Annotated in this window: 22 protein-coding genes, 1 pseudogene and 1 other annotated feature; of the genes and pseudogenes, 1 reads left to right on the forward strand and 22 read right to left on the reverse strand. The window is 39.3% G+C overall.

Going from position 1 to position 26298, the window contains the following annotated elements; genetic code table 11:
* Complete coding sequence (hisS, locus tag AKA01nite_RS02440) at positions 1–1308, reverse strand: histidine--tRNA ligase (RefSeq protein WP_146923463.1); 1308 nt, start codon at positions 1306–1308, stop codon at positions 1–3.
* A 75-nt stretch (positions 1309–1383) separates the two neighbouring features.
* Positions 1384–1587 (reverse strand) — a binding site (T-box leader).
* A 201-nt stretch (positions 1588–1788) separates the two neighbouring features.
* On the opposite strand from hisS, the gene AKA01nite_RS02445 reads away from it, so the two are divergent.
* Entirely contained in the window at positions 1789–3126 is a 1338-nt protein-coding gene (locus AKA01nite_RS02445) for an N-acetylmuramoyl-L-alanine amidase family protein (RefSeq protein ID WP_186805061.1), read from the forward strand.
* 103 nt (positions 3127–3229) lie between these two features.
* Here AKA01nite_RS02445 and dtd read toward each other — a convergent pair whose 3' ends face one another.
* The 21 genes and pseudogenes from dtd to rimP all read right to left on the reverse strand — a co-directional run bounded on the left by dtd (position 3230) and on the right by rimP (position 26230).
* On the reverse strand, positions 3230–3676 hold the full coding sequence (gene dtd, locus AKA01nite_RS02450) for a D-aminoacyl-tRNA deacylase (RefSeq protein WP_146923467.1): 447 nt from the start codon (positions 3674–3676) through the stop codon (positions 3230–3232).
* 28 nt (positions 3677–3704) lie between these two features.
* Positions 3705–5924 (reverse strand): RelA/SpoT family protein, encoded by a 2220-nt coding sequence (locus AKA01nite_RS02455; protein WP_146923469.1) that lies wholly within the window; start codon positions 5922–5924, stop codon positions 3705–3707.
* Positions 5925–6061: 137 nt separating this feature from the next.
* Positions 6062–6739: a deoxyribose-phosphate aldolase gene (gene deoC / locus AKA01nite_RS02460; protein WP_146923471.1), complete on the reverse strand. Its 678-nt coding sequence runs from the start codon at positions 6737–6739 to the stop codon at positions 6062–6064.
* A 5-nt stretch (positions 6740–6744) separates the two neighbouring features.
* The gene (prmA, locus tag AKA01nite_RS02465; protein WP_146923473.1) at positions 6745–7698 is read right to left on the reverse strand and encodes a 50S ribosomal protein L11 methyltransferase; all 954 of its coding nucleotides are present in this window, start codon (positions 7696–7698) and stop codon (positions 6745–6747) included.
* Entirely contained in the window at positions 7676–8227 is a 552-nt protein-coding gene (locus AKA01nite_RS02470) for a DUF3013 family protein (RefSeq protein ID WP_186805062.1), read from the reverse strand. The genes prmA and AKA01nite_RS02470 overlap by 23 nt, the downstream gene beginning before the upstream one ends.
* A gap of 13 nt (positions 8228–8240) precedes the next feature.
* Positions 8241–8876 (reverse strand): DNA-3-methyladenine glycosylase, encoded by a 636-nt coding sequence (locus AKA01nite_RS02475; RefSeq protein WP_246116968.1) that lies wholly within the window; start codon positions 8874–8876, stop codon positions 8241–8243.
* Positions 8877–8894: 18 nt separating this feature from the next.
* The gene (locus AKA01nite_RS02480; protein WP_146923478.1) at positions 8895–10172 is read right to left on the reverse strand and encodes an HlyC/CorC family transporter; all 1278 of its coding nucleotides are present in this window, start codon (positions 10170–10172) and stop codon (positions 8895–8897) included.
* A gap of 237 nt (positions 10173–10409) precedes the next feature.
* On the reverse strand, positions 10410–12233 hold the full coding sequence (lepA, locus tag AKA01nite_RS02485) for a translation elongation factor 4 (RefSeq protein ID WP_146923480.1): 1824 nt from the start codon (positions 12231–12233) through the stop codon (positions 10410–10412).
* 230 nt (positions 12234–12463) lie between these two features.
* Complete coding sequence (dnaJ, locus tag AKA01nite_RS02490; protein WP_146923482.1) at positions 12464–13618, reverse strand: molecular chaperone DnaJ; 1155 nt, start codon at positions 13616–13618, stop codon at positions 12464–12466.
* 140 nt (positions 13619–13758) lie between these two features.
* Positions 13759–15594 carry a molecular chaperone DnaK gene (gene dnaK / locus AKA01nite_RS02495; RefSeq protein ID WP_146923484.1) on the reverse strand — a complete coding sequence of 612 codons (1836 nt, stop codon included), beginning with the start codon at positions 15592–15594 and terminating at the stop codon, positions 13759–13761.
* A 27-nt stretch (positions 15595–15621) separates the two neighbouring features.
* The gene (gene grpE, locus AKA01nite_RS02500) at positions 15622–16203 is read right to left on the reverse strand and encodes a nucleotide exchange factor GrpE (RefSeq protein ID WP_146923486.1); all 582 of its coding nucleotides are present in this window, start codon (positions 16201–16203) and stop codon (positions 15622–15624) included.
* 20 nt (positions 16204–16223) lie between these two features.
* Positions 16224–17252: a heat-inducible transcriptional repressor HrcA gene (gene hrcA / locus AKA01nite_RS02505; RefSeq protein WP_146923488.1), complete on the reverse strand. Its 1029-nt coding sequence runs from the start codon at positions 17250–17252 to the stop codon at positions 16224–16226.
* 364 nt (positions 17253–17616) lie between these two features.
* On the reverse strand, positions 17617–18525 hold the full coding sequence (locus AKA01nite_RS02510; RefSeq protein ID WP_146923490.1) for a DUF5996 family protein: 909 nt from the start codon (positions 18523–18525) through the stop codon (positions 17617–17619).
* 207 nt (positions 18526–18732) lie between these two features.
* On the reverse strand, positions 18733–19695 hold the full coding sequence (locus tag AKA01nite_RS02515; RefSeq protein WP_146923492.1) for a bifunctional riboflavin kinase/FAD synthetase: 963 nt from the start codon (positions 19693–19695) through the stop codon (positions 18733–18735).
* A gap of 2 nt (positions 19696–19697) precedes the next feature.
* The gene (truB, locus tag AKA01nite_RS02520) at positions 19698–20621 is read right to left on the reverse strand and encodes a tRNA pseudouridine(55) synthase TruB (RefSeq protein WP_146923494.1); all 924 of its coding nucleotides are present in this window, start codon (positions 20619–20621) and stop codon (positions 19698–19700) included.
* Between the two features lie 126 nt (positions 20622–20747).
* The gene (gene rbfA / locus AKA01nite_RS02525; protein ID WP_146923496.1) at positions 20748–21104 is read right to left on the reverse strand and encodes a 30S ribosome-binding factor RbfA; all 357 of its coding nucleotides are present in this window, start codon (positions 21102–21104) and stop codon (positions 20748–20750) included.
* A 29-nt stretch (positions 21105–21133) separates the two neighbouring features.
* A complete protein-coding gene (gene infB / locus AKA01nite_RS02530) occupies positions 21134–23548 on the reverse strand; it encodes a translation initiation factor IF-2 (protein ID WP_146923498.1) in 2415 nt (804 codons plus the stop codon).
* Between the two features lie 22 nt (positions 23549–23570).
* Positions 23571–23870, reverse strand: a complete 300-nt coding sequence (locus AKA01nite_RS02535; RefSeq protein WP_146923500.1) for a YlxQ-related RNA-binding protein — start codon at positions 23868–23870, stop codon at positions 23571–23573.
* Positions 23860–24156 carry an RNase P modulator RnpM gene (gene rnpM, locus AKA01nite_RS02540; protein ID WP_146923502.1) on the reverse strand — a complete coding sequence of 99 codons (297 nt, stop codon included), beginning with the start codon at positions 24154–24156 and terminating at the stop codon, positions 23860–23862. The genes AKA01nite_RS02535 and rnpM overlap by 11 nt, the downstream gene beginning before the upstream one ends.
* A 506-nt stretch (positions 24157–24662) precedes the next feature.
* Positions 24663–25718 (reverse strand): annotated as a pseudogene (gene nusA / locus AKA01nite_RS02545) (transcription termination factor NusA); the annotation flags it as partial.
* Positions 25719–25759: 41 nt separating this feature from the next.
* On the reverse strand, positions 25760–26230 hold the full coding sequence (gene rimP / locus AKA01nite_RS02550) for a ribosome maturation factor RimP (protein ID WP_146923505.1): 471 nt from the start codon (positions 26228–26230) through the stop codon (positions 25760–25762).
* Positions 26231–26298: the final 68 nt, after the last annotated feature.

Below are 26298 nucleotides of genomic sequence, written 5' to 3' on the forward strand. Positions count from 1 at the left end.
CTATTCATCCTTACTTTCTAATTTTATTTCCAATTCGCTGAATGTCTTTTCAAAATCGTTATATAAGTCATTCAAGGAGATATCCTGCTGCAGTCCATTCTTTAGATTTTTGATCATCACTTTATTTTGAACCAGTTCTTCTTCACCCATTGTGAAGACGTATCTTGCATTCCACTTATCAGCTGTTTTAAACTGTTTCCCTGGTTTTCTATTCATAAATTCGCGTTCAACGGATAAATGATTCTGACGGAGATATTGCGTCAGTTTTGTTGCTGCCGCATTGACTTGCTCTCCAATAGTAACGACATAAGCATCAAGAGCTAGTTTGTTCGAATAGGTGTAACCCATAAGATCAAGTAGCAGGATCAACCGTTCCAGTCCGACACCAAATCCAAAAGCTGGAGTAGAAGGTCCCCCCACTTCCTCGACCAGGCTATCATAACGACCCCCTGCACAGATCGTTGCGTTGGATCCAAATTTTTTATGAGTCGTCATTATTTCGAAGATCGTATCATTATAATAGTCCAGTCCTCTGACCATATTTTTGTCGATTTCATAAGGTATCGATAACATTTCAAGCATATATTTCACTGTTTCAAAATGGTTTTTTGATTCATCATCCAAAAAATCCAGTATAGACGGTGCATCTTTTACGATGGCTTTATCTTTTTCATTCTTGCTGTCTAAAACGCGTAAAGGATTTTTATATAATCTTTCCTTGGAATCTTTGCTTAACTCTTCAAAGTGCGGTTCAAGATAACTTATTAAAGCTTCTCTGTATTTGACCCTTGAAGCCGAGTCCCCCAGTGAATTGATGACCAGTTTCAGATCCTTGATATTGAAAGATTTGAATATATCCATTGCTAGTGCCATCGTTTCAACGTCTACAGCGGGATTTTTACTTCCAAACACTTCAACACCCAACTGATTGAACTGTCGCTGGCGCCCGCTTTGAGGACGTTCATATCGGAACATGGCCCCCATATAGTAAAGTTTCATCGGTTTGTGATATTCAGGTGCATACAATTTGTTTTCCACAAACGCACGAACGATCCCTGCAGTGCCTTCTGGCCTTAAAGCAAGGTGACGATTTCCTTTATCTGTGAAATCATACATTTCTTTGGAAACAATGTCACTCGTTTCCCCTACACCTCTAGCATATAAGTCAAACTGTTCAAATAAAGGTGAACGTATTTCACTGAACTGATAATTGTGCAGAATATATCGTGCTTGTTCCTCAATAGCCTGCCATTTCGCTGATTCTTCAGGCAGAATATCAACTGTCCCTTTTAATTTTTTATATTTCACTGAAAAAAGCCTCCCGTGTCAATTGTTTAAACTGTAGTTTCCATAAAAAAAAGCCCTTCTCTATGTCAAAAATAGAAAAAGGACGCATTTACTACGTGGTACCACCTTTATTCAGAAAGTGTACACTTTCTCTCTGAGATATAACGTTCACACGTGATAAGTTTCCTTATCATTCCTAATTAGATCGTCTTTCATTCATGCTGATATAAACCTTTTTCAGCCCGGAAGGTTCTCTCTTTGATAGTCAGCCATAAATTACTTCATCTTTAATGGATAATTATATTGATTGTACTTTAAGCTTACTAAAAGAAAAGCATGAAGTCAATACACTTTGCCACCACTTTTAGACAATATCTTTCCAGTTCTTCGATACCTTTTAAATAAAAATCATCGAAATTCAAGTGAATTTCTTCTTAACTATTGCTATGAAACCGTTACTATCGGTATAATGGACATACAATGCAAAAAGGAGGCTGCGTTATGGAAAAGATTGATATACATAATAAAAATTACCGCTCTTTATTTATACTCCTTATTACTGCTTTTTTTATACTTTTATTCAGCTCGATCGTGGCATTTGCCAATAGTAACAAAGTAACCGTCACGACTTCCACTTTAAATGTCAGATATGGTCCTGGTCTGTCACATGAAATATTGACTCAAGTTCATGAAAAAGATGTTCTGCAAGTTTTGGATGAAGAAAATGAATGGTACAAAGTGAAGCTGGATTCTGACCAGGTGGGATGGGTGGCCAGCTGGTTAGTTCAAAATGAAGAAGTTTCTTTAGACAATGAACTATACGGCCGGATCACATCGGCGGAAGTGAACGTAAGACAGTTTGCCACCACAGATTCAGAAATCCTTGGTAAAGTAAAGCAAGGCGAAGAATTCCCTATTTTGTATAGGGAAGGAAACTGGGTGCAGATCCTTTTCGATCACAGGGTAGCCTGGATTCATTCAAATCTGATTGCTGTTACCGAACTGTCAGAACAAAAAGCTGAAACAGAAAGTGTATCCACAAAGCTGGAAATCAAAATAGGCGACACCCCTACAAATATTAGAAAAGCGCCATCCACTGATTCAAACATTCTCATGACGGTTAAGAGTCCTGAAAAATTTTATGTTTTATCTGAAAAGAATGATTGGTACGAAATTGAACTAAGTGACGGTTCTCGCGGTTTTGTAGCCAGCTGGGTATCAGAAATAGTGCCGGACACGACATCCGATGCAAAGGATAGTTTACCTGATACTCTAACGTCTCATTATGCCACTTCCTTAGCGGAAGCGACAATCATAGTTGATCCCGGGCATGGCGGTCGTGATCCCGGTGCTGTTTCTTCCAATGAAATAACCGAAAAGGAAGTCACATTGAACACATCACTCATGCTTGCCGACCGATTGGAACAAGCCGGTGCCAACGTTATACTTACCCGCGGTACAGACAAATATATATCGCTTGACGATCGTGTTTATTACGCTCATAAAAATAAAGCCGATGCGTTTATCAGTCTCCACTACGACTCTGTAAAAGAAGCGAACACGATGTCCGGGACGACGACTTATTATTATTCAGAGAGTGAGAAACCATTAGCAAACATCATCAATCAGCAACTGAAAAAAGATATCAGCCTCAATAATAATGGGGTCAGACATGGTAATTATCAAGTGCTGCGGCAAAACGGACAACCATCCGTACTCTTGGAATTAGGCTATTTAAATAATGATCACGATATAGAAATCGTTAATACAAAAGCCTATCAATCGCGTGTTGCTGACTCTATATACAATGCTCTGGATCACTATTTTTCACAACGATAACTAACTTCAAAATTTTTCAGCACATAAATTAGAGACCGGACTTTTAGATCCGGTCTCTTATTTTAGTTCTTTTTAATTAAAGATTGCGTTATTTTAAAAACCTCTATTTATTTTTAGAATCGATCAGGATAGTCACAGGCCCGTCGTTAATGAAGTCAATTTCCATATGTTCTCCAAATTGTCCAGTCTCTACATTAATACCTTTGGAAGTCAAACGCTTATTGAATTCCTGATATATATTTCTAGCGTAGTCAGGTTTGGCGGCCCCAGTAAAACTCGGCCGATTACCTTTCCTTGTATCCGCATGTAAGGTAAACTGGGAGATAGATAGAATCTCACCACCTATATCCTGTACAGACAAATTCATTTTATTTTCATCATCTTCAAAAATACGCAGCTTACTTATTTTTTTAACAAGATAAGCCACATCATCTTCTGTGTCATCATCTTCTATTCCAACAAAAACAACCAGACCACCAGAGATCTCTCCGACAACCTTTTTGTCGACTCTGACTTTTGCATTTTTCGCCCGCTGGATCACTGCTCTCACAACTTGTCCTCCTAATTAACTTGGAAATTTATGTTGTTATCCGTTTGACAGAATAGACATCAGGAACAGATTTAACTTTATCAACGATCTGTTCAAGCTCTTTAAGGTTCTGTATAGCAATTGTAAATTTTATAATTGCCGTCCCATTCTTGTCGACACGACCATTGATATTACTCAATTTGTTCGTCTGAGAATTAATAACTTGAAGGATCTCATTTAAGAACCCACTACGGTCAAATCCTTCCACTTGTACTTCTGCATTATAATCCTTGTTTGCATTGGACTCGGTCGATTCCCATTCAACATCGATCAGTCGTTCCTGGGTTTCATTAGAAGAATACAGGTTGGGACAATCTTTTCTATGGATCGATACCCCGCGTCCTCGTGTGATGTATCCAACGATTTCATCTCCTGGGACAGGATTACAGCATTTACTCAAACGAACCAGTAGATTATCAGCACCCTGAATCACGACACCGCCCTCATGCCGTATCTTCATTCGTTCAGGTTCAGTTTTGTTTTTCAACTCAATATTACTTGATTTCTCATCCAGTTCATATGTCTCTTTTTCACGTTCCCGCCGTTCTTTTTCTGTGAGCCGATTAGCGACGGTTACGCTTTTCACTTCACCATATCCAATACCGGCATACAAATCATCTATGGTCTGAAAATTAAACCGTTCAGCTGTTTTTTTCAATTTATCTTTTTTCAAGATATCTTTTGGACTGAATTCCATTTCAAGCAGTAATTTTTCAAGTATTTCTTTCCCACGCTCGATATTCTGTTCTTTTTCCTGCGTCTTGAAAAAACGCTTGATTTTATTTCTGGCTTTTGACGTATTAACATAATTCAACCAGTCTCTACTTGGCCCAAAAGAATTAGCTGATGTCAGCATTTCCACAATATCGCCCGTCTTTAATTTATAATTCAGCGGCACGATTTTTCCGTTCACTTTGGCTCCCATAGACTTGTTTCCTACCTCAGTATGAACATGGTAGGCAAAATCCAGCGTACTGGAACCGCTTGGCAGTTCCATCACATCTCCTTTGGGACTGAATACATAGACTTTATCTTTGAAAATATCCTGTTTGATTGAATCCATGAAATCACTGGCATCACGCGATTCACTTTGAAGTTCCAATATATCCCGAAACCAGGAGATGTGTTCACTCAATTCATCATTATCGATTTTTTGGGTGATTCCTTCTTTATAGGCCCAATGTGCAGCAACGCCATACTCAGCGATTTCATGCATTTTCATCGTTCTGATCTGTACTTCCAGTGGCGTGGCATTAGGTCCTAGAACAGTTGTATGGAGAGACTGATACATATTTGATTTTGGCATCGCAATATAATCTTTGAAACGGCCTGGCATCGGTTTCCACCGGGTATGAATGGCACCCAGCACTGCATAACAATCTTTTATCGAGTCTACGATGATACGGATAGCCAGTAAATCATAAATCTCATTAAACTGTTTTTTCTGACTTTTCATCTTTTTATAGATCGAGTAAATATGTTTGGGTCTGCCGGTAATTTGAGCTTCGATATCCAGCTCTTTTACCGATTGATTGATTGCAGTTTTAGCGTCATCAATGTAACGTTCTCTGTCTTCACGCCTAGCGTTCATAAGATGGACAATGCGGTAATACTGCTGAGGATTCAAATATCTCAGCGATGTATCTTCCAGTTCCCACTTTATGCGATTGATCCCCAGACGATCTGCTAAAGGCGCATAAATATCCAAGGTTTCTTTCGCTATTTCACGTTGTTTTTCAGGACGATGATGTTTAAGCGTGCGCATGTTATGCACTCTATCTGCCAGTTTTACAAGGATGACACGAACATCCTGCGCCATAGCTAAAAGCATTTTTCTATGGTTTTCTGCTTGATGTTCCTGTTTGGACTTGAACTTGATCTTACCTAATTTTGTTACACCATCGACAAGATCTGCAACTTCTGGAGTAAATATCTCAGCTAAATCACTATACGTATACTCTGTATCTTCAACGACATCATGTAAAAACCCCGTCGCAACAGTAACAGGATCCATTTTAAGTTCAGCAAGAATACCTGCAACCTGTACTGGATGCATGATATATTCTTCTCCTGATTTTCTCATTTGACCTTCATGAGCTTCATTCGCCATGTCATATGCCTTTTTCACAAAACTGACATGTTCACTTGTCATATAAGTCAGGCATAGAGCAATGACTTCCTGAGGCGTATAATCTTTATTTTGTGGCATAGGTATCACCTTCATTCTTTGGGCTTGTCACGTTTACTGTATCTTTTTTACAAGAAAACCAGCACCCTTTGGAGTGCTGGTTACTTTATTATAAAACTTTTGCTTCTTCACTTCAAGACAGTGCGTTTAAAATCTATTTAATAGTCTCCTGTAGCTTCATTGCCTTCAACAATCGCAACGCCATTTGACGTGCCGATGCGTGTGGCTCCTGCTTCAATCATTGCTTTAGCATCTTCAATAGATCGGACGCCACCAGAAGCTTTGACACCCATCTCTTCACCAACTGTTTTGCGCATTAATTTTACATCCTCGATTGTTGCCCCGCCTGTTGAAAAACCAGTCGAAGTTTTAACAAAGTCAGCTCCGGCTCTTTTAGCAGCTTCGCAGGCTCTTACTTTTTCATGTTCATTTAAAAGACTTGTTTCAATGATTACTTTTACTAATGCTTTATTATCTACAGCACTGACAACTGCTTTGATATCATCATAAACCAGGCCATAATCTTCACTTTTCAGTGCACCGATATTAATGACCATATCGACTTCTGTGGCGCCTTCTTTGACGGCCTGTTCAGCTTCAAAGGCTTTGACTTTAGAAGTGTTGGCTCCTAACGGGAAACCGATGACCGTACATGTTTCAACATTTGAATCTTTTAATAAATCCGCTGTATATTTAACCCAGCCAGGATTGATACAAACAGATTTGAAGTTGTATTTTTTGGCATCCAGACAAACCTTCTGAACATCCATGTCTGTTGACTCAGGTTTCAATAAGGTGTGGTCGATATATCTTTCAATATTTTCTATATTTTCCATTTTTTTCACTCTTCCTTTTTTATTTTTTTGGAGATAATAGCTACCCAATCTTTCATCTGATTGATCTGCAATATTTCAAAATCATGCTCAAGTAAAGATTCAATAACTTTATCTTTTTTATCCATAATAATACCAGAAGCAATAAAGTACCCATTATCCTCTAGACGTTCATACGCGTCAGGAATAAAAGGCAGAATAACTTCTGTCAAAATATTTGCTGCGATAATATCTGCTTTTGCATTGATACCTTTGAGCAGGTCATTGGCTCTGACTTGAATGATTTCTTCAAGCTTATTCAATTTGATATTATCTCTGGCGGATTTCACTGCAACTTCATCCAGGTCATACGCATGCACTTCTTTTGCACCAAACAGATGGGCAGCGATAGACAATATCCCAGACCCTGTCCCTACGTCAAAGAGTTTTGCTTCAGGAAAAACGCAGGTTTCCAGTGCCTGCAGGCATAATTGAGTCGTTGGATGTGTGCCGGTCCCAAAAGCGAGTCCGGGATCCAGATAAGCTACCCGCTCATCACTAAAACTTTTCTCATAGGTTTCCCACTGTGGAACAATAGTTAAAAACCGCGTGACATTTACTGGATGATAATGTTTTTTCCAGGCACTGGACCACTCTTCTACTTTAACATCATTAATTGTAATAGACAAGTGATCGATTGCAATGCCATAATTATTTAACTCTTTTATTTGATGAGTGAGATCTTTTTCAATTCTATCCAGCTCATCATATTCAGTAAAGTAGCCTTTAATAATCACTCCGTCTTCCGGAAAATCTTTTTCGTCCAGATCCCATAACGTATCCTCACAATATTCTGGTAACTGCAGAAAATCATGACGATCACTGATGGACACGCCAGATGAACCGAGTTCCATTAGGATAGAGGATACAGCTTCTTTGGCCTCATTATTTACTGCAACACTAAATTCTTTCCACTCCGTCATCCTTCTCATCCTTTTTCAGCTTCTCAAAAAACGACCGTTCATCTTCAGGATCAAATAACAGCTTTTCTTCGCTGTACCGTCCTGTTTTTTTCATCGTATCGATCATGTTTTGAAGATTTTTATTTTCCCATGTCAGAACAAATGAATCAGCGAAATCATCCTCTAGAAATTCATTCAAATCCACTTCACCTTTTTTAGTTGTGTAATTCAACTTTCTAAGAATAGCATCAACATAGCCTTTATCGATTCCAGTGTAACTATCCATTGAAAATGACGCTAAATAGTTTTGAGGCTTGACATGGCTCAACGCGGGATCATAAAAGCAAATGACATCTTCAAACTGGACAAGTCCGGGTTGATTGTTCTTACCAAGCATATCCTGCACTTGGATCGATTCGTCTGTTTCGACATAAAAAGTCAAATATAGCTCAACTAAATTTTTTTTACTGTCTTTGATGATCTTCCATTTAAAATTAGGTAACATCGTCTTTAATTGATCATCAATATATTCTGATAAATCATTGGACATTATAATTCCCCTTTCAGTGTAACACAGCATCCCAGCCGTTATCCACTCGAGACGTTCCTTTTCTCCTTGACACATAAGGATTTCCTTTTACAGTGAAACGTAGTGGTGTGTGTGTCCATATGCCTTTATTCGGTATGCCGATACGTTCTGATTCTTCGATTATCAGAGGGACTCTTTTCTCACTTGCATCGATACGAAGGGCAGGTTCTAGAATAGACGTTCCATGTTCTTCCATAGTTATTCCCATTGCTTTTGTGAGTTTTCCAGGACCGTTAGTAAGTTCTGTCCCCCGTTTGCCCCGTCTTTCTGCCATAACACTTGATCCTTCCAGCGGTTCTACTGCTCTAATAAGAACCGCCTGGGGGTTACCTTCTTCTTTAGTGACCACATTCAATAAATGATGGGTATGCATTTTATAAATATATATGGTTCCTGCCGGTTCATACATGGCTTCCATTCTGGGGGTGCGTTTATAATTGTAACTGTGGCAGGCTTGATCTTCAACACCCAAATAGGCTTCAGTTTCAACTATATAACCTGACGTGACTGCTCCCTTAATTTCATTGACCAACAGACACCCTAAAAGTTGTTTAGCTACATCCACTGTCTCTAAAGATCCATTTGTCAAAAAAGACATTTCAAAAATCATCCATTCTACTTCTTGTTATTATTCTTCATCGACATCAGAAGGCAAGTAATCAATTTGAACTTCCAGCACGCGCCTGTTTCTTAAGGCAGTCACTGACACTTTCATATTATAATATTTAAAAGAATCACCGACTTGTGGGAATTGACCTAACTCTTCAATAACAAAGCCACTGACTGAGTTTGATATATACTTCTCATGTCCAGGTATTCCGAACAGCTCAAATATTTTTTCCAAGCTGGCTGTTCCTTTGATTTTATATCGTTTTCCCGCTTTCAATTCAACGATTTCTTCATCAATAATGTCCGACTCATCCCATATTTCTCCAACCAGTTCTTCCAGTACGTCTTCCATTGTTGCGATACCAATTGTCCCGCCATGTTCATCTGTTACGATCGCCATATGAGTTTTGCTCTGCTGCATATATCTAAGCAGTCTCGACAGATTCATCACCGGAGGAACAAAAATAACGTCTTTTACAACGGAAAGTAAGTATTTGGCGCTGTTTTCACTTTGCTTTGATCTTAAATATCTATTGAAGTCTTTTTCGTGCAGAACACCCAAGACGTTGTCTATAGACTCATCATATACTATCAGGCGTGAATAATTATGTTTCATAAACAATTCTTCGATCTCCTGATCTGTGGAGTCAAGTTCGAAACTTACAACATCCACACGAGGAGTGAGTATCGTGGATACCTCCATGTCATCAAATTCTATAGCTGATTTAACCAGCTGACTTTCATGATCCTCAATACTGCCACCGCTTTCAGCTTCATCTACGATTGAAAGCAGTTCATCTTCACTTATTATCTCTATTTGATCTAAATGAAACACTTTATCGAGCATGAGTTTCCATTTTTTAAGTATCCATAAAACAGGTTTAAATACATTCATCAGAAAATAGATATAGGGAGTCGACGACTTTGCAAACGTTTCACTCTTAGCTTTGGCAACTGATTTAGGTGTGATTTCTCCAAAAATAAGGATGATGATCGTCATGACTACTGTGGCAATCGTTGGACCATATACTGGAAACCAGTTAACAAAAAGCAATGTGGCCATGGCAGACATGGCGATATTAACAATATTGTTTCCGATCAGTATAGTTGATAGGACAGAGTCAAAATTTTCCGCTAACTTGAGCGTCTTTAGAGAGCGTTTATCACCTTTTTCAGCTTCGTTTCTAAGCCTTATCCGATTAGCTGAGGTAAAAGCAGTTTCTGAAGAAGAAAAGTAAGCAGACAACAAAACAAGGGCTGCTAATATGATGATACTCCTTATATTATCACTATCCATTTAATCGCATTCCTACTTTCATCGTTTTTCCCTTTTATTATATCATAGATTATATTGAATCTTTAGTATCACGCGAAAAAAGTCACAAGAAAAGTCTGTAAATCCCTCTAACATCTTCCCGTGCGATTTCACATAAGCAAAAAACTTCCATCACTTACCGCTTTAAGGCTGAAAAAATGATGGAAGTTTCTCATATTTAAAATCAATTACTTGTCAGTGATATTTGTCAATCAATATTTATTCTTCATCCAAGTCCAAAACGGCCATGAAAGCCTCCTGAGGAATTTCTACGTTTCCAACATTTTTCATTCGTTTTTTACCGGCTTTTTGTTTCTTCAAAAGTTTCTGACGACGTGTGACGTCACCACCATATAATTTAGCTGTTACGTCTTTGCGGTAAGCTTTGACCGTTGAACGTGCCACAATACTCTGACCGATCGTGGCTTGTATCGGAATCTCAAATTGCTGTCTTGGTATCGTTTTTTTCAATTGTTCTACAACTGCTCGTCCGCGGTCATATGAGAAATCTTTGTGAACGATGAAACTCAGTGCATCCACTCTTTCGCCGTGGATCAGTATGTCCATTTTCACTAAATTACTTTCGCGATAACCAGCCTCACTATAGTCCAGGGAAGCATACCCCTTGGTACTGGATTTTAACCGGTCAAAAAAGTCGTAAACAATTTCAGAAAGCGGAATATTATAGACAACATTTACTCTGACATCATCCAGATATTCCATTGTGAGAAATTCACCGCGCTTACGCTGTGATATCTCCATCACAGCCCCAACGTAATCATTGGGTACAGTGACCGTCGCTTTGACATAAGGTTCTTCGATCGTTTCCACTTCCTGAGGTTCAGGCATCTCAGAAGGATTGGAGACCATCAGTGTTTCACCGTCTGTTTTATTGATTTTGTAAATAACAGAAGGAGCAGTAGTGATCAGGTCTAAATTAAATTCCCGTTCAAGTCGCTCCTGAACAACGTCCATATGAAGCATGCCCAAGAAACCGCAGCGGAAACCGAAACCTAATGCCTGAGACGTCTCTGCTTCATACTGCAAAGCTGCATCATTTAACTGTAAGCGTTCAAGTGCTTCTCTCAAGTCGACATACTTGGACGAATCGGTTGGATACATTCCACAAAAAACCATGGGATTCATATTCCGGTAACCTGGCAAAGGTTTTTCAGTAGGATTTTCAGCCAGAGTGACGGTATCTCCTACTCGAGCATCCCGAACGGTTTTGATGTTTGCTGTAACATACCCAACATCACCTACCATGAGATAGTCACGTTCGACCGGCTTAGGAGAAAACACCCCAATTTCAGTTACTTCAAATGTTTTGTCGTTACTCATTAATTTTATGGTGTCGCCCTTTTTCAGTACGCCATCCATCAAGCGAACACTCAACACCACGCCTCTATAAGGGTCGTAGGCAGAATCAAAAATCATAGCTTTCAAAGGATTATCGATATCGCCTTCTGGAGCGGGGACTTTTTCGACGATCTGCTCTAAAATATCTTCTATCCCTATGCCTGTTTTAGCACTAGTCAGTACCGCTTCGCTGGCATCTAAACCAATGACATCTTCAACCTCATTGCGAACACGTTCAGGATCAGCAGAAGGTAAATCGATTTTGTTGATGACAGGTAATATTTCCAAATCATTATCTAAAGCCAGATAAACGTTTGCTAAAGTCTGGGCTTCTACACCCTGAGCGGCATCAACGACCAGTACAGCCCCTTCACAGGCAGCCAGACTTCTGGAAACTTCATACGTAAAGTCCACGTGTCCTGGTGTATCAATGAGATGAAGAATATATGTTTCTCCATTTTTAGATTTGTAAACAACTTCTACTGTGTTTAATTTTATTGTAATGCCTCGTTCGCGCTCAAGATCCATTGAGTCAAGTAACTGCTCCTGCATCTCCCGATCAGCAACGGTGTGAGTCAGCTGGAGTATACGATCCGCAAGCGTAGATTTACCGTGATCAATGTGAGCGATGATAGAAAAGTTTCGAATTTGTTTTTGTCTTTCTCTCGCTTTTTTTTTATCCATTTATTTATATCCTCATTCCTCTAAAACATTCTTACCTATTATACCAACGATTGAACCATAGTACAATTACTTTACTATTAATATAAACCCCTGGACCGCTTTTTACAGACCAAAAATGCTATTTGAAAATGGTATGCTTAATCGTTTATAAAACTGTTAAAGGTAAAATTAAAGAGAAGAGGACCGCTCACAATCAATATGGTGTCACTCTTCTCTTATTATGTTTTTTTCTAACGTTTATCTTTGAAAGCATCTTTGACTTTCGAGAAGAAAGAACTGTCTCCCTGTTCGACGACTTTTTTGTAATCGCCTGCTTGAGCAAATTCTCTCAAGTGTTCTGCCTGGCTTTCTGTCAGACTATCTGGAATAACGACCTTCACTTTAATATGCTGATCACCATTGCCTGATCCTCTTAATCTTGGTGAGCCTTTCCCTTTCAATCGGAATGTCGTACCTGGTTGAGTTCCTGCAGGTATTTTAAACTTAACTTTACCATGAACAGTAGGAACCTCCAGCTCATCACCTAACGTTGCCTGAACCATATTGATAGGAAGTTCGTAGTAAATTTCGGCCCCTCGACGTTCGAATGTCTTCGAAGCTTTCACTCTAAAGATCACATATAAATCGCCATAAGGTCCTCCGTTTTCTCCGGCATCTCCCTGATTCTGCAGACGCATCTGATTTCCATCTTCTACTCCAGCGGGTACAGTGACTTTCACAGAATGCTGCTGTTTTGTATGACCTTCGCCATGACAAACTGGACATTTCTCTTTTATCTCTTTACCCGTTCCATTACACGTAGGACAGACTTGTTGTGTCATTACGCGGCCAAAAGGGGTATTTCTTTCTGCATTGATCGTTCCAGACCCTTGACATGTTGAACACGTTTGAGGACTTGTTCCAGGTTTTGCCCCACTTCCGTTACAGTTATCACATTCTTCTTCACGTTTGTAACGAATCGTCGTTTCTTTACCGAATATAGCTTCTTCAAATTCAAGATCCATAACATACTGCAGGTCTTCACCTTGTCGAGGGGCGTTAGGGTTTCTGCGTCTTCCGCCTCCGCCAAAGAACTGGTCGAATATATCTTCGAATCCACCCCCGCCAAAGCCGCCGCCTCCGAAACCGCCACCGCCAAAGCCGCCGGCTCCAAAATTTGGATCAGTAGAGGCATGGCCGTACTGGTCATAGGCTGCTCGCTTTTGTTCGTCACTTAACACTTCATAAGCTTCAGATATTTTCTTGAATTTATCCTCAGCGCCGGCTTCTTTATTGATATCCGGGTGGTATTTTTTTGAAAGCTTACGGTATGCTTTTTTTATTTCTGCTTGAGAAGCATCTTTAGATACGCCAAGCAGCTTATAAAAATCTTCTTTCTCAGCCATAGTATTCCTCCATCGTTGTCTTCTCTATCATTATTTCTTCTGCTCTCTTTAGATTATATCTTGTCAGAAGAATATCAAAAAGAAAGAAAGCACTTGTTGAAAAACAAGCAAAGTGCTTTCTTCTTTTTGTGACTCAACTTTTATTTTTCGTCATCTACTTCTTCAAAGTCTGCATCTACAACATCATCTGAGGATCCGGAATCTGCTGCTTCTCCGTCTTGTCCACCTTCAGTTTCCTGCTGAGCTGCTGCCTGTTCATACAACTTCACTGACATTTCCTGAACGATTTCATTTAATGCATCACGTTTCGTTTTGATTTCTTCAGTGTCATCATTTTCCAATGCCGCTTTCAACTCATCACGAGCTTCTTCAGCTTTTTTGACATCTGCTTCGTCAACTTTACCTTCTAATTCTTTCAAGGTTTTGTCGATTTGGAAGACTAACTGATCTGCTTCGTTACGCAGTTCCACTTCTTCTTTACGTGCTTTATCTGCTTCAGCATTTTCTTCAGCTTCTTTAACCATACGCTCGATATCTTCATCAGACAAGCCAGAAGATGATTTGATCGTGATTTTCTGTTCTTTGCCTGTACCTAAGTCTTTAGCAGATACATTGACGATACCATTCTTGTCGATATCGAATGATACTTCGATTTGAGGCACGCCACGTGGTGCTGGTGGAATGTCCGTTAACTGGAAACGTCCAAGTGTTTTATTGTCTTTAGCCATCGGGCGTTCACCTTGAAGGACATGAACGTCAACTGCCGGCTGGTTATCTGCTGCAGTAGAGAACACTTGTGATTTGCTAGTTGGGATCGTGGTGTTACGGTCGATCAATTTCGTAAACACACCACCCATTGTTTCGATACCTAGTGATAATGGTGTAACATCAAGCAGGACGATATCTTTAACGTCACCTGAGATGACACCACCCTGGATGGCTGCACCCATTGCTACAACTTCGTCAGGGTTTACAGAACGGTTAGGCTCTTTCCCTGTTTCTTTTTTAACAGCTTCAACTACGGCCGGTATACGTGTAGAACCACCGACTAAAATCACTTCGTCGATATCTGACTGTGACAAACCAGCATCTTTCAAAGCTTGACGGACAGGTTTTTTAGTACGTTCAACTAAGTTATCTGTGATTTCATCAAATTTTGCACGCGTCAATGTGATTTCCAAGTGCAGCGGTCCAGATTCTCCGGCACTGATAAATGGAAGACTGATTTGTGTTTGAGACACACCAGATAAATCTTTTTTCGCTTTTTCAGCTGCGTCTTTTAGTCTTTGAACAGCCATTTTATCTTTAGATAGATCCACGCCGTTTTCTTTTTTGAATTCTTCTACAAGATAGTCAATGATTTTATTGTCAAAGTCATCTCCACCAAGATCGTTATCTCCTGCAGTAGCCATAACTTCAAAAACACCATCGCCGAGTTCAAGGATCGAAACGTCAAATGTACCGCCACCTAAGTCGAATACAAGGATTTTCTCGTCTTTTTCCACTTTATCTAAACCATATGCAAGAGAGGCTGCTGTTGGCTCATTAACGATACGATCAACTTCAAGACCTGCAATTTTACCAGCATCTTTTGTTGCCTGACGCTGTGAGTCATTAAAGTAAGCAGGAACCGTAATAACGGCATTCGTTACTTTATCACCTAAATAATCTTCAGCGTACTCTTTTAAGTGCTGTAAAATAAATGCTGATATTTGCTGTGGTGAATAGCTTTTACCTTCTACATCAACACTATAGTCTTCACCCATGTGGCGTTTAATAGAAGCAACAGTATTAGGATTGGTAATTGCTTGACGCTTAGCAACTTCTCCTACTTGAATTTCATCATTTTTAAATGATACAACAGATGGCGTTGTACGGTTTCCTTCTTTATTAGGAATGATTTTAGCTTCTCCGCCTTCTAAAACCGAAACTGCTGAGTTTGTTGTACCTAAGTCAATACCAATAATCTTTGCCATAATTTATCTCACCTTTACTTTTATATTTTATAATGTTACGGATACTTTTGCTGCACGCAGGACGCGTTCATGCAATTTATACCCTTTTTCAAAAACTTGTGCGACTTCATTACTTTCCTGACCTTCATTGGCAGGCACTTGTGTGTATGCTTCATGGAAGTTTGGATCGAATGGTTCACCTAAGGGATCGATCACTTCGATTCCTTCTTTTTTGAAAGCTTCCAGGAAACTGTTATAGACCATTTCGATTCCTTTTTTCAAACTTTCCGAAGCTTCAGTATCTGCTTCTATAGTCAGCGCTCTTTCCAAGTTGTCAAGTACAGGAATCAGTTCTTTCGCCAGTGACTGTGAACTATAGCGTATCAAATCCTGTCGTTCACGATCATTACGTTTTCGTATGTTCGCCAGCTCTGCCTGTAACCGCAAGTAACGGTCTGTTACTTCATCTAACTCTTCGTGAACTTTTTCAAGCTCTGACTTTTCTGTATCGGAAGTGCTTGATGAACCGTCTGTTTCTTCAGTAGCGTTCACTGATTCTATATCGACAATTTCTTCATCGACAGTCTGATTTGTTTCTTCTTGCTGGTGTTTCTCTTTATTGTCTTTCAAATCTCTTCCTCATTTCCTGATTATTCTAAATAATACTCCAGTAACGTTCGTGTCAACTGTTTTCTAAATACATCAAGAACACCGAATGTTTCATCGTAAGCCATACTTGTAGGGCCCAGGACAGCTATAACGCCTTTGCCATAGTTACTGACATTGTAAGTCGTAGTAACAAGGCTGAACTCTTTAAGAAGATCATGATCGATTTCTTCGCCTATTTTCACAACAAAGTCATCACTGATCTGATCTACGAGTGCATATAAATCACCACTGTTATCCAGCATCGTATACAATGATTTCAGCTTTTTAGTATCCATATTTTCAGAGAAATCAAGAATATTGAGTTTTCCTGAGATATGATGTCTTGATTCCGTTGATTCTTTAAAAACTGATTCAATAGACAGAAACATTTCTGTCGCATTGGATGCATATTTTTTTATTAACAATGGAATATCACGCTGTAATTTCTGAGCGACCTCTATCAATGTTTGCCCTACTAAATGATGATTAAAAATGTTGGTGACTTTGACCAAATCCGATTCACTGATCGTCTTTGGTACGCGGAACACTTTATTTTCAATTGTTCCTTTATCTGTTTGAATGATCGCCATAATATGATTATCATTCAAGGATAGCAACCTGAATCCTGTTAAGCGACTCGTTTCCGCTCTCGGACCTAAAACAATGGCTGTATACTGTGTCAATTCAGATAAGAGCTGAGCCGATTGATGCATGATATCATCCATTTGTTTTACATGAGTGCCTAAAACATCACTGATGATATTCATTTTATCCTGTGCAACCGCTTGGGGCCGCATAAGATGATCGATATAAAACCGGTACCCTTTAAGTGAAGGTATTCTCCCAGATGATGAATGCGTCTTCTGGATAAATCCTTCTTTCTCAAGTTCACTTAGTTCATTTCTTATCGTTGCTGAACTGGCTTTGATAGCAGTATTGTTCATTATAGTCTTGGAACCGATCGGGTTGCCTGTGGATGTATTTAACCGAATGAGAGCGTCTAGAATAATCAATTGTCTCTTGGTTAACATGTGTCATCACTCCCTGATGCCTATTGCATCGTTAGAGACCAGTTCAAAGTTTTAAAAGCTGTATTATGGATCTTATAGCTTTCAATATTTTTTAGCACTCAAACACGTCGAGTGCTAATACATCTATAATTTAACAAATCTGACCTTCGCTGTCAACACTTAAATATTCTTGATCCAACTCAAACGCACAATATTTATCTATCTGTCATCTCGTAGCTGTCTTTTGCAATTTAGAGAGATCCCTAGTGTAAGCTGAACTTGCTGAGGTTCTTCGGAAGAAAGGGATGACTCTTTCCTGGATTCCCTTCTAAAACCATTCACACGCAGGAAAAAGGCTGGAATAATTGTCCCAACCTGTACCGGCTTATTTGCTGTTCTCATTTTCTTCCATCTTGAGTTCTTTAAAGACATGATGTGTATTCTGCCATTCAAAATAGGCAATCGATTTTCTACAAGATGCCTCGATGAACCGAATGACGTCCTGAGTATCGGTGTTTTTTAAATCACTTGTCATTTCATATACATACTCGCCCATATCTTGACTAAAATAACTTCCTTGTGGGAATGACTCACCTGTTTCAAGTGCTTCTTTTTCAACAAATGCATAAGGTAAAGTGAAAAACGCAGGGTTTTCAATGTTATCGTCTCCGAGCCAGAAACTAAATTCAATCATAGGCTCATCAAAAGCAGCACGCTCGATCACTTTACTATCATCAGGGAATGGCGTGTGCTCATCGTATACAAGAAGACAAGCTATATCAAAAGTTCCCCAAAACAGTCCAGGATATATTTTTCGTTGTCTTACGGGAGTAATAAACTGCTGCAGGGCATTCCAAGCAAACTGAAACCACTCAAGTATCTGACTGGCTACATCTGAATTATAATGATGATGAGTCGTGTCCTCATCAAATGGTGTCTGCCACTTCATTTCCTGCGGTTTTTTATTGATAGAAAGATTAAGGTTATTAGCAGCGGCCATATTTATTATTTCATGATAATATTCGCTGATTGTTTTCCCATCACTGAGCGCAATCGATGATTCGGTTTCTCTGGTTTTAAAAATGATCTGATCATTGACCAGGTCTACTTCGATCTCAAAAAATTGGGAACCACTTTCAAGTAAACCAGTACTAAAACCTCTAGAAGTTATACCAAGAATCACATGTGCCCATTGCGGTTCCTGAGCTGCATGTTCCAATCTGACTTTTCCTATAATTTGCGATAACAGATGAAGCGTTGTTATTTCTTCTTTATTTTGTCGATAAAATCCCATGCCGGCACATCTTTATCTTTATTTTGATTTTAGTTTTCATGACTTAAATAATAAGAACACTTAAGTCATGAAAACTGTACGATTCAATTAAATGTTAGTGAATTTCTCATTTTTTTGCAAGTTTCTTACTTTGCTGATCCCCACTTCTTAAAAACCCATATCTTTAGAGCTGTAAAAGCAGAGAACGATCATAGGCACGTGTAAATGTTAAATTAAATCTGGTTTCATTTCGACTTCTGACAATATCTTTCTCACATCATCTTCGTCCTGTTTTAATTGTTTGATCAATTCTTCTACAGAATTGAATTTTATTTCATCTCGCAGATAATCGACCCATCTCACTTTAACGTCTTCTCCATATATATCTGCTTTATAATCGAAAATATGCACTTCAATAGAATAACTTGGTCGATCACCGAATGTCGGATTGTATCCAATAGAAGCCATTCCATCCAGCCACTTTCTGTCTACATAAAACTTTACTGCATAGACCCCTTTTTTGGGTACGGCAATGTAAGGATGTGGATAGATATTAGCAGTAGGATAACCCAGTTCTCTTCCCCTGGCATCTCCATGTATAACAAAGCCACTCGTTTCATATATATATCCGAGCAATTCATTTGCTTCCCTGATTTTTCCTTCATTTATATAATTACGTATGCGTGTTGAACTTATTTTATCCTCGGCATCAACTTTTTTTTCAACTTTAACTATTTCAAAACGGTTTTTTGCATACTTATCCATTGTATTCATGTTCGCTTCTGCAGCTTTTCCATAAGTATAATCGAAACCAGCTACAACAACATCAGCATGCCATTCTACAATATACTGATCCACAAATTCCTGGGGTGAAAGATTTCCAAAACGTGCAGTGAAGTCCACTTCATACAAAATATCGACATTCAATTTTTCCATGATTTCTTCTTTACGTTCAAGGGGAGTAAGATAAGTATGTTTATCAGGATCAAAACGGCGATATACAAAAGCAGGATGACGGTTAAATGTCATGACTGCACATTTGAGTCCTTTGTCTTCAGCTATCTCAACACCTTTACTAATGACGGCTTGATGCCCTTTATGAACTCCGTCAAAAAAACCTAAAACTAAAACTATCTTTTCATTGACAATATCTGCTTTTTTATATGGGTGATGAATTTTTTTAATAATCATTTTTATACCACCAATTCATTTCTTAAAACTTTGACCGGTTTTATATAATCTGTTTTGGATGGATGGATTTTATAAATGGCGACTGCCAAATCATCATAATAAAAAACGATGGTTCCATCCTCATCCAGCATGTATTTCTTTCGTAACAGCAGACTGCCGTTTTTAACTTTAATGTATTCGTCTTTAGATAAATGATACTGTTTAAAATCCCCAAGTGCTCTTTCCATAGGCTTAAGTGCCTCCTGGATACGGTCTTCTTTCATAAGCGCTTGTATTTCCGATAAAGTAAAAGCTTCTTCTCTGTTGAATCCACTGCTTGCTTCTCTTGTAAGGTCAGACATGTGCGAAGGAAAACCTAACTTTTTGCCGACGTCTACAGCCAAGGTCCTTACATAGGTGCCTTTTCCGCATACAACTTTAAACCTGAAAGAGAGGGTTCCGTTTTCTTCATTTTTCCTTAATTTTGTTGTCCGTAGAAAGGAATGAATCTCTACATTTCTAGACGGTCTATCGATGACTTTGCCTTCTCTGGCGTATTCATATAATTTTTTCCCATCAATTTTGACTGCCGAATACATTGGTGGGGTTTGTGATATGACACCAGTAAACAGCGCGATGACTTTATCGATATCCTTTTCAGTAATATCATGACCCACTGCCTTTTGTTCAACGATTTCACCTGACGCATCTTCTGTTGTTGTAGAATAACCAATGGTAATTTCTCCGGTGTAAATTTTTTCACTATCCATCATGTACTCTATGACTTTAGTCGCTTTACCAATAGCTACTGGTAATAGTCCGTCAACATCAGGATCCAAAGTTCCCGAATGACCTATTTTTTTTGTTTTAAGTATCTTTCTTAATTTGAAAACACAATCGTGACTTGTCATTCCTCTTTCTTTCCACACAGGTAACAGACCTTCCATAGAACTCCCTCCATTCTCTTTTATGCTGAAAATTTCCAAAAAGAAAAGAGAATCAATGTTCAACAAACAAAGATTCTCCCCTTTTCTCATTATTAAGAAAAACGACTTCAAATCTTACGGTTAGACTTATTCGTCCTGCTCTTCTTTTATTTCATTTAATAACTGATCGATTCTGCTACCGTAAGCAACGGATTCATCACGAGAAAAAATCAACTCTGGTGTTTTATATAGTGACAGTCTACTGCCCAATTCTTTTTTGATCAGACCAGTAGCTTTTATAAGTCCTGTCTGTGTCTCTTTTATGCTTTCTTCATCATCAGATAGCGTACTGTAAAAGACAGTTGCCTGTTGTAAATCTCCTGTCACATCAACACCAGTTACGGTCACACCTTCCACTCGAGGGTCTCGGACTCGTTTAAGCAGAATATCAGTAACTTCCTTTTGTATTTCCTGGGAAACTCGACCTACTCTATAGTTAGGCATATTAGTCACCTATCCTTAAGAAATTATTCTTATTTTTTAATTTCAACCATTTCAAATGCTTCAATAACATCGTCTACTTCGATATCGTTGTATTTCTCGATCGTAAGTCCACATTCATAACCATTTCTAACTTCTTTCGCATCATCTTTAAATCGTTTCAGACTTGAAAGTTCACCTTCATGTTTCACTACACCGTTTCGGATCAAGCGAATAGAACTGCTGCGCTTGATGACGCCATCGGTAACGAAACATCCTGCAATGGTTCCGACCTTGGAAACAGTATAGGTTTCACGAACAGTTGCTTGACCTGTCACTTGTTCTTCATATTCTGGATCAAGCATCCCTGTCATAGCTGCTTCGATTTCATCAATAGCGTTATAAATTACTTGATGGGTTCTAATGTCAACCTCTTCGCGACTGGCACTCTCTTTAGCCTGAACCGTTGGACGTACGTTAAATCCAATGATTATAGCAGAACTTGCAGAAGCCAGTGTTACATCGCTCTCATTTATAGCTCCGACACCAGTGTGAATGATATCGATTTTGACACCTTCAACCTCGATTTTTTTCAGACTGGCAGCCAGTGCCTCGGCAGAACCTTGTACGTCAGCTTTAATGATGACATTGACTGATTTCAATTCGCCTTCTTCCAGACTATCAAACAAGTTTTCAAGCGTCACTTTATTAGTAACTGAACGCTGGGCTTCTGTAGCTTCTGCCGCTCTGGCTTCTCCTACTTGTCTAGCAGTTTTCTCATCTTCAAAGACAACGAAGCGATCGCCAGCCTGTGGTGTATCATTTAAACCAGTGATTTCCACCGGTGTCGATGGTCCAGCTTCTTGAACACGGCGCCCTTTGTCGTTTGTCATTGTTCTTACTCGTCCAAAGGTGTTACCTACAACGATAGGCTCTCCATGACGCAACGTCCCTTCTTGAACAAGCAGAGTTGCGATAGAGCCTTTCGATTTATCTAGTCGCGCTTCGATAACTGTACCCAACGCTTTGCGTTTTGGATCGGCTTTCAGTTCCTCAACCTCAGCAACCAGTAGAATCATCTCAAGTAAATCTTCAAGATTCTGATTCAACAAGGCTGAGATCTGAACAAATATCGTATCGCCGCCCCAATCTTCAGGAATCAGACCGTATTCAGTTAATTCCTGCATGACGCGATCAGGATTTGCACCAGGCTTGTCTACTTTATTGACGGCAACGATGATCGGGACCTCAGCAGCTTTAGCATGGTTGATTGCTTCCACTGTTTGTGGCATGACCCCGTCATCTGCTGCTACAACGATGATTGCAATATCCGTAACGTCTGCACCGCGTGCTCTCATTGTTGTAAAAGCCGCATGTCCAGGTGTATCTAAAAATGTGATGACTTTACCGTTTTCTTTAACCTGGTATGCACCGATATGCTGCGTGATCCCTCCAGCTTCTCCCTCAGTCACGTTTGTTTCGCGAAGGCTGTCGAGTAATGTTGTTTTACCATGATCAACGTGCCCCATGATCGTAACGGTTGCTGGTCTCGTGACAAGGTTTTCTTCGTTCGGTTCCTGGTCGAAGAATGTATCAAAATCAGTTAGATCGACTTGGACCTTTTCTTCTGTTTCAATACCGTATTCAGCAGCCAGCAATTCAATCGTTTCTTTATCCAGCGACTGATTTTGTGTAGCTACGACGCCCATCATAAATAATTTTTTTACGATTTCAGCTGGTTCTCTGTGCAGTTTTTTGGCCAATTCTGCAATAGTCATACCATCAGTATATTCAAGCACATCTGGTAACTCTTTGAATTTACGTGGTGTCACTGGTCCTTTAGGTTTCTGATTTTTTCTCCCCTTACGTTTCCGGGCACCAGCTGGGCCTCCATGAATTCCCCGATGCTGTCTGGAGTTGCGTCTTCTTTTATTCTCAAAAGACTGTTTCTGTTTTTCATCAGTCGTACGTTTAGGTAATTCATTCGTTTTTTCTGTATTGGCTGTTGCTTTTTTTGACTTGGCTTTGGCTTGTGTCGATGTCTTTTTATTATTTATATTCGTTTGTCCTTTACTTTGCTGAGAATTCTTCTCATTTTTTTTGTTGTTTTGCTTAGCCTGTGAGCCGGCTTTAGATTTAACTGCTTTTTTCTGACTCTTCTGCTGTTCTTTTTTTGATCGGTTTTTCTGTTTGCTCGTCACATTCTTATTTTTACCGTTCTGTTTTTCTGAAACAGCTTTATTTTGTTCCGCATTACTGTTTCCGTTGGATTTTTTGCGGTTTTCTGAAGTTTTACTTTTGGCAGTGTCTGATTGACTCATTAATTTCTTCATCTGCACAACGTCTCTGTCTTCCATGGACGACATGTGACTGCTGTAGTTTATGCCTGCCTGTTTTGCTTTTTCCAGAACTTCTTTACTTGTTACATTATTTTCTTTCGCGAATTCGTAGACTCTTTTCTTGCCCATATAATCACCTTCCCAATCTTAATTAGAGTAATTTTTGAAGGGAATGCATAAAACCATCATCAATGAGGGCACATACTGTCCGGTCCTTCCCTAAAGCATGAGAGAGTTCTTCTCGAGTAAAACGTGTTACGAGAGGAATCTTATAATACTCACACTTATTCAAAAATTGTTTTGACGTATTGCTGCCGGCATCAGAAGCTAGACAGACAATCTTCGCCTGATTTGATCTGACAGATTGCAGAACCAGCGCTTCGCCAGAAATCAATTTTCCAGCACGCTGGGCTAATCCGAGTAGATTTAAAGCGCGTTCTTTATTGTTCATTTTCAATTTCCATTCTTGCCTGTTTATACTCGATATATTCGACTAATTCATCATAAAATGAATCATCGATCTGGGTATTCAACGCCTGGTCGAGTATTTTCTTTTCTTTTGCTTTTTTAACTCTTTCAGGATCAAGAGAAATATAAGCTCCGCGTCCATTTTTTTTGCCTGTTGGATCGATCGAAACCTCGCCTTCTTTATTTCTGACGATCCGTACCATTTCTTTTTTTGGTTTCATCTGTCCAGATACAACACATTTTCTCATAGGTACTTTACGCTTTTGCATCATATCACACCTTACTTGAGGTCATATTATTTTCCAATGTTTTCGTCATCAGAGAAAGTCGTTTCCTGATTCTCGGGGAATTTCTTGTCTTCATTATCAGTAAATGGCGGCTCTCCTTGTCCACCACTTGTCGGTGTTGTTTCGTCATCTTTAGAAAAAGTGGCTTCTTCGATTTCTTCCATTGAAGCTTTATGGCTTTCTTCCTCGCCCATACCGTCTCTTTCTTCAGCGAATTCCACTAAATCTTCTGCTTGGTCAGGATTGAGCTGACCGGCTTGGAAATCTGTTTCCATCACAGGTTCCCCCGGCTGACGCTCCATATAATCACTGTCTTCTGCTAAAACAGTTGAGTCAGAATCTTCCGTTACATTATCGTCTTCATATTTTTCTACGTCTAAAGACTCATCTTCCTGGAATAAGGAAGGAGCTTCACTGATCGAATCGTAATCATTTATGGCATCAGGATCATTTTCACTCAGCGCTTCTAAAAATGCGTCATCTTTCAGTTCTTCAGACTCTTCACTTAAAGCTTCCATATCAGATTCTGACTTGATATCGATTTTGAAGCCTGTCAGTTTTGCGGCTAAGCGCACGTTTTGTCCACGTTTTCCAATGGCTAGAGAGAGCTGATAATCCGGAACAACAATGATACACGAATGCTGGTTTTCATCAAATTGAACATCAACGACTTGGGCAGGATTCAAGGCATTCTTGATATAAACTGCTGGATCCTTATCCCATTCAACAATATCCATATTTTCACCGTGCAGTTCATTGACGATCGCTTGAACGCGAGCTCCTCGTGGTCCTACACATGTTCCCACCGGATCGACGTTTTCATCGCGAGAAAAGACGGCGATTTTAGAACGGTCACCTGCTTCACGGGCTATCGAAACGATCTCCACGATACCATCATAAATTTCAGGAACTTCCTGTTCAAACAGTCGTTTGATCAAATTAGGATGGGTACGACTGACAAAAACTTGAGGCCCTTTAGTCGAATTTTCAACTTTGCTGACATATACTTTTATTCGATCATGTGTTTCATAGGTTTCATTCTCAATCTGATCACGTTTTGATAAAACGGCTTCGACCTTACCTAAATTGATATAGATAAATTTGTTGTCCTGTCTTTCGACAGTCCCTGTCATCAGGTCATCCTCGTATTCAATGTATTCGTTATAAATTATCGAACGTTCAGCCTCTCGCATACGCTGCATAATAACTTGTTTAGCTGTTTGCGCAGCGATACGACCGAAGTTTTTCGGAGTTACTTCAAACTTTATTTTATCTCCTAATTCATAGGCTTTCTTTCGTTCGCGTGCTTCTTCTAAACTGATTTCCAGTTGCGAGTCATAGACATCTTCTACAACTTCTTTCACTTGATAAACGGTTATTGTTCCTTTTTTCTCGTTGAAATCCACTTCAACATTCTGCGAAGTACCATAGTTACGTTTATATGCAGATACTAAAGCTGCTTCCAATGCATCGATTACGATCTCTTTTGAAATTCCTTTTTCTTTCTCCAAGGTTTCAAGAGCAGATGCTAATTCTTTACTCATAGTTTTACACCCTTTACTTATTTCTAGTTAGACAGTGATGTTTAAAATTCGATAGCTAATCGAGCTTTGGCTATATGTTTCTTTTCGATTTCCAGATCTTTACGTCTTGTTTTGTCTTTGACAGTCATGACGATATATCCCTCATGCCACTCTTTCAAAGTCCCGTCAAACGATCCACGGCCATTTATTTCACCATGCAATTTCACATGTATATACTGACCTATGGCATTTTTCAAGTCTTCATCTGTAGGCAGAGGACGCTCAGCTCCAGGCGAAGATACCTCCAGATAATATTGGTGAGGAATGGGATCAGGTTCTATAGCATCTAATTTTTCCCCTATTTTTTCACTGAATAGTGCGCAATCATCGAGATCTACGCCTTCTGGCTTATCGATATATAAACGTAAAAACCAGTTTTTTCCTTCTTTTACATAGTCAACATCAACTAAATCATAACCCAGCTCTGATGCAACAGGCTGTGATAACTCTTTAACTTTGTCTACAGTATTCAAATACACTTTCACTCCTCTATTAATTAATGTCGTGCTCTTTTCTTTTTTTTATAAAAGGCTGTGAAAAA

Source organism: Alkalibacterium kapii (assembly GCF_007988865.1).
Lineage (GTDB): Bacteria > Bacillota > Bacilli > Lactobacillales > Carnobacteriaceae_A > Alkalibacterium > Alkalibacterium kapii.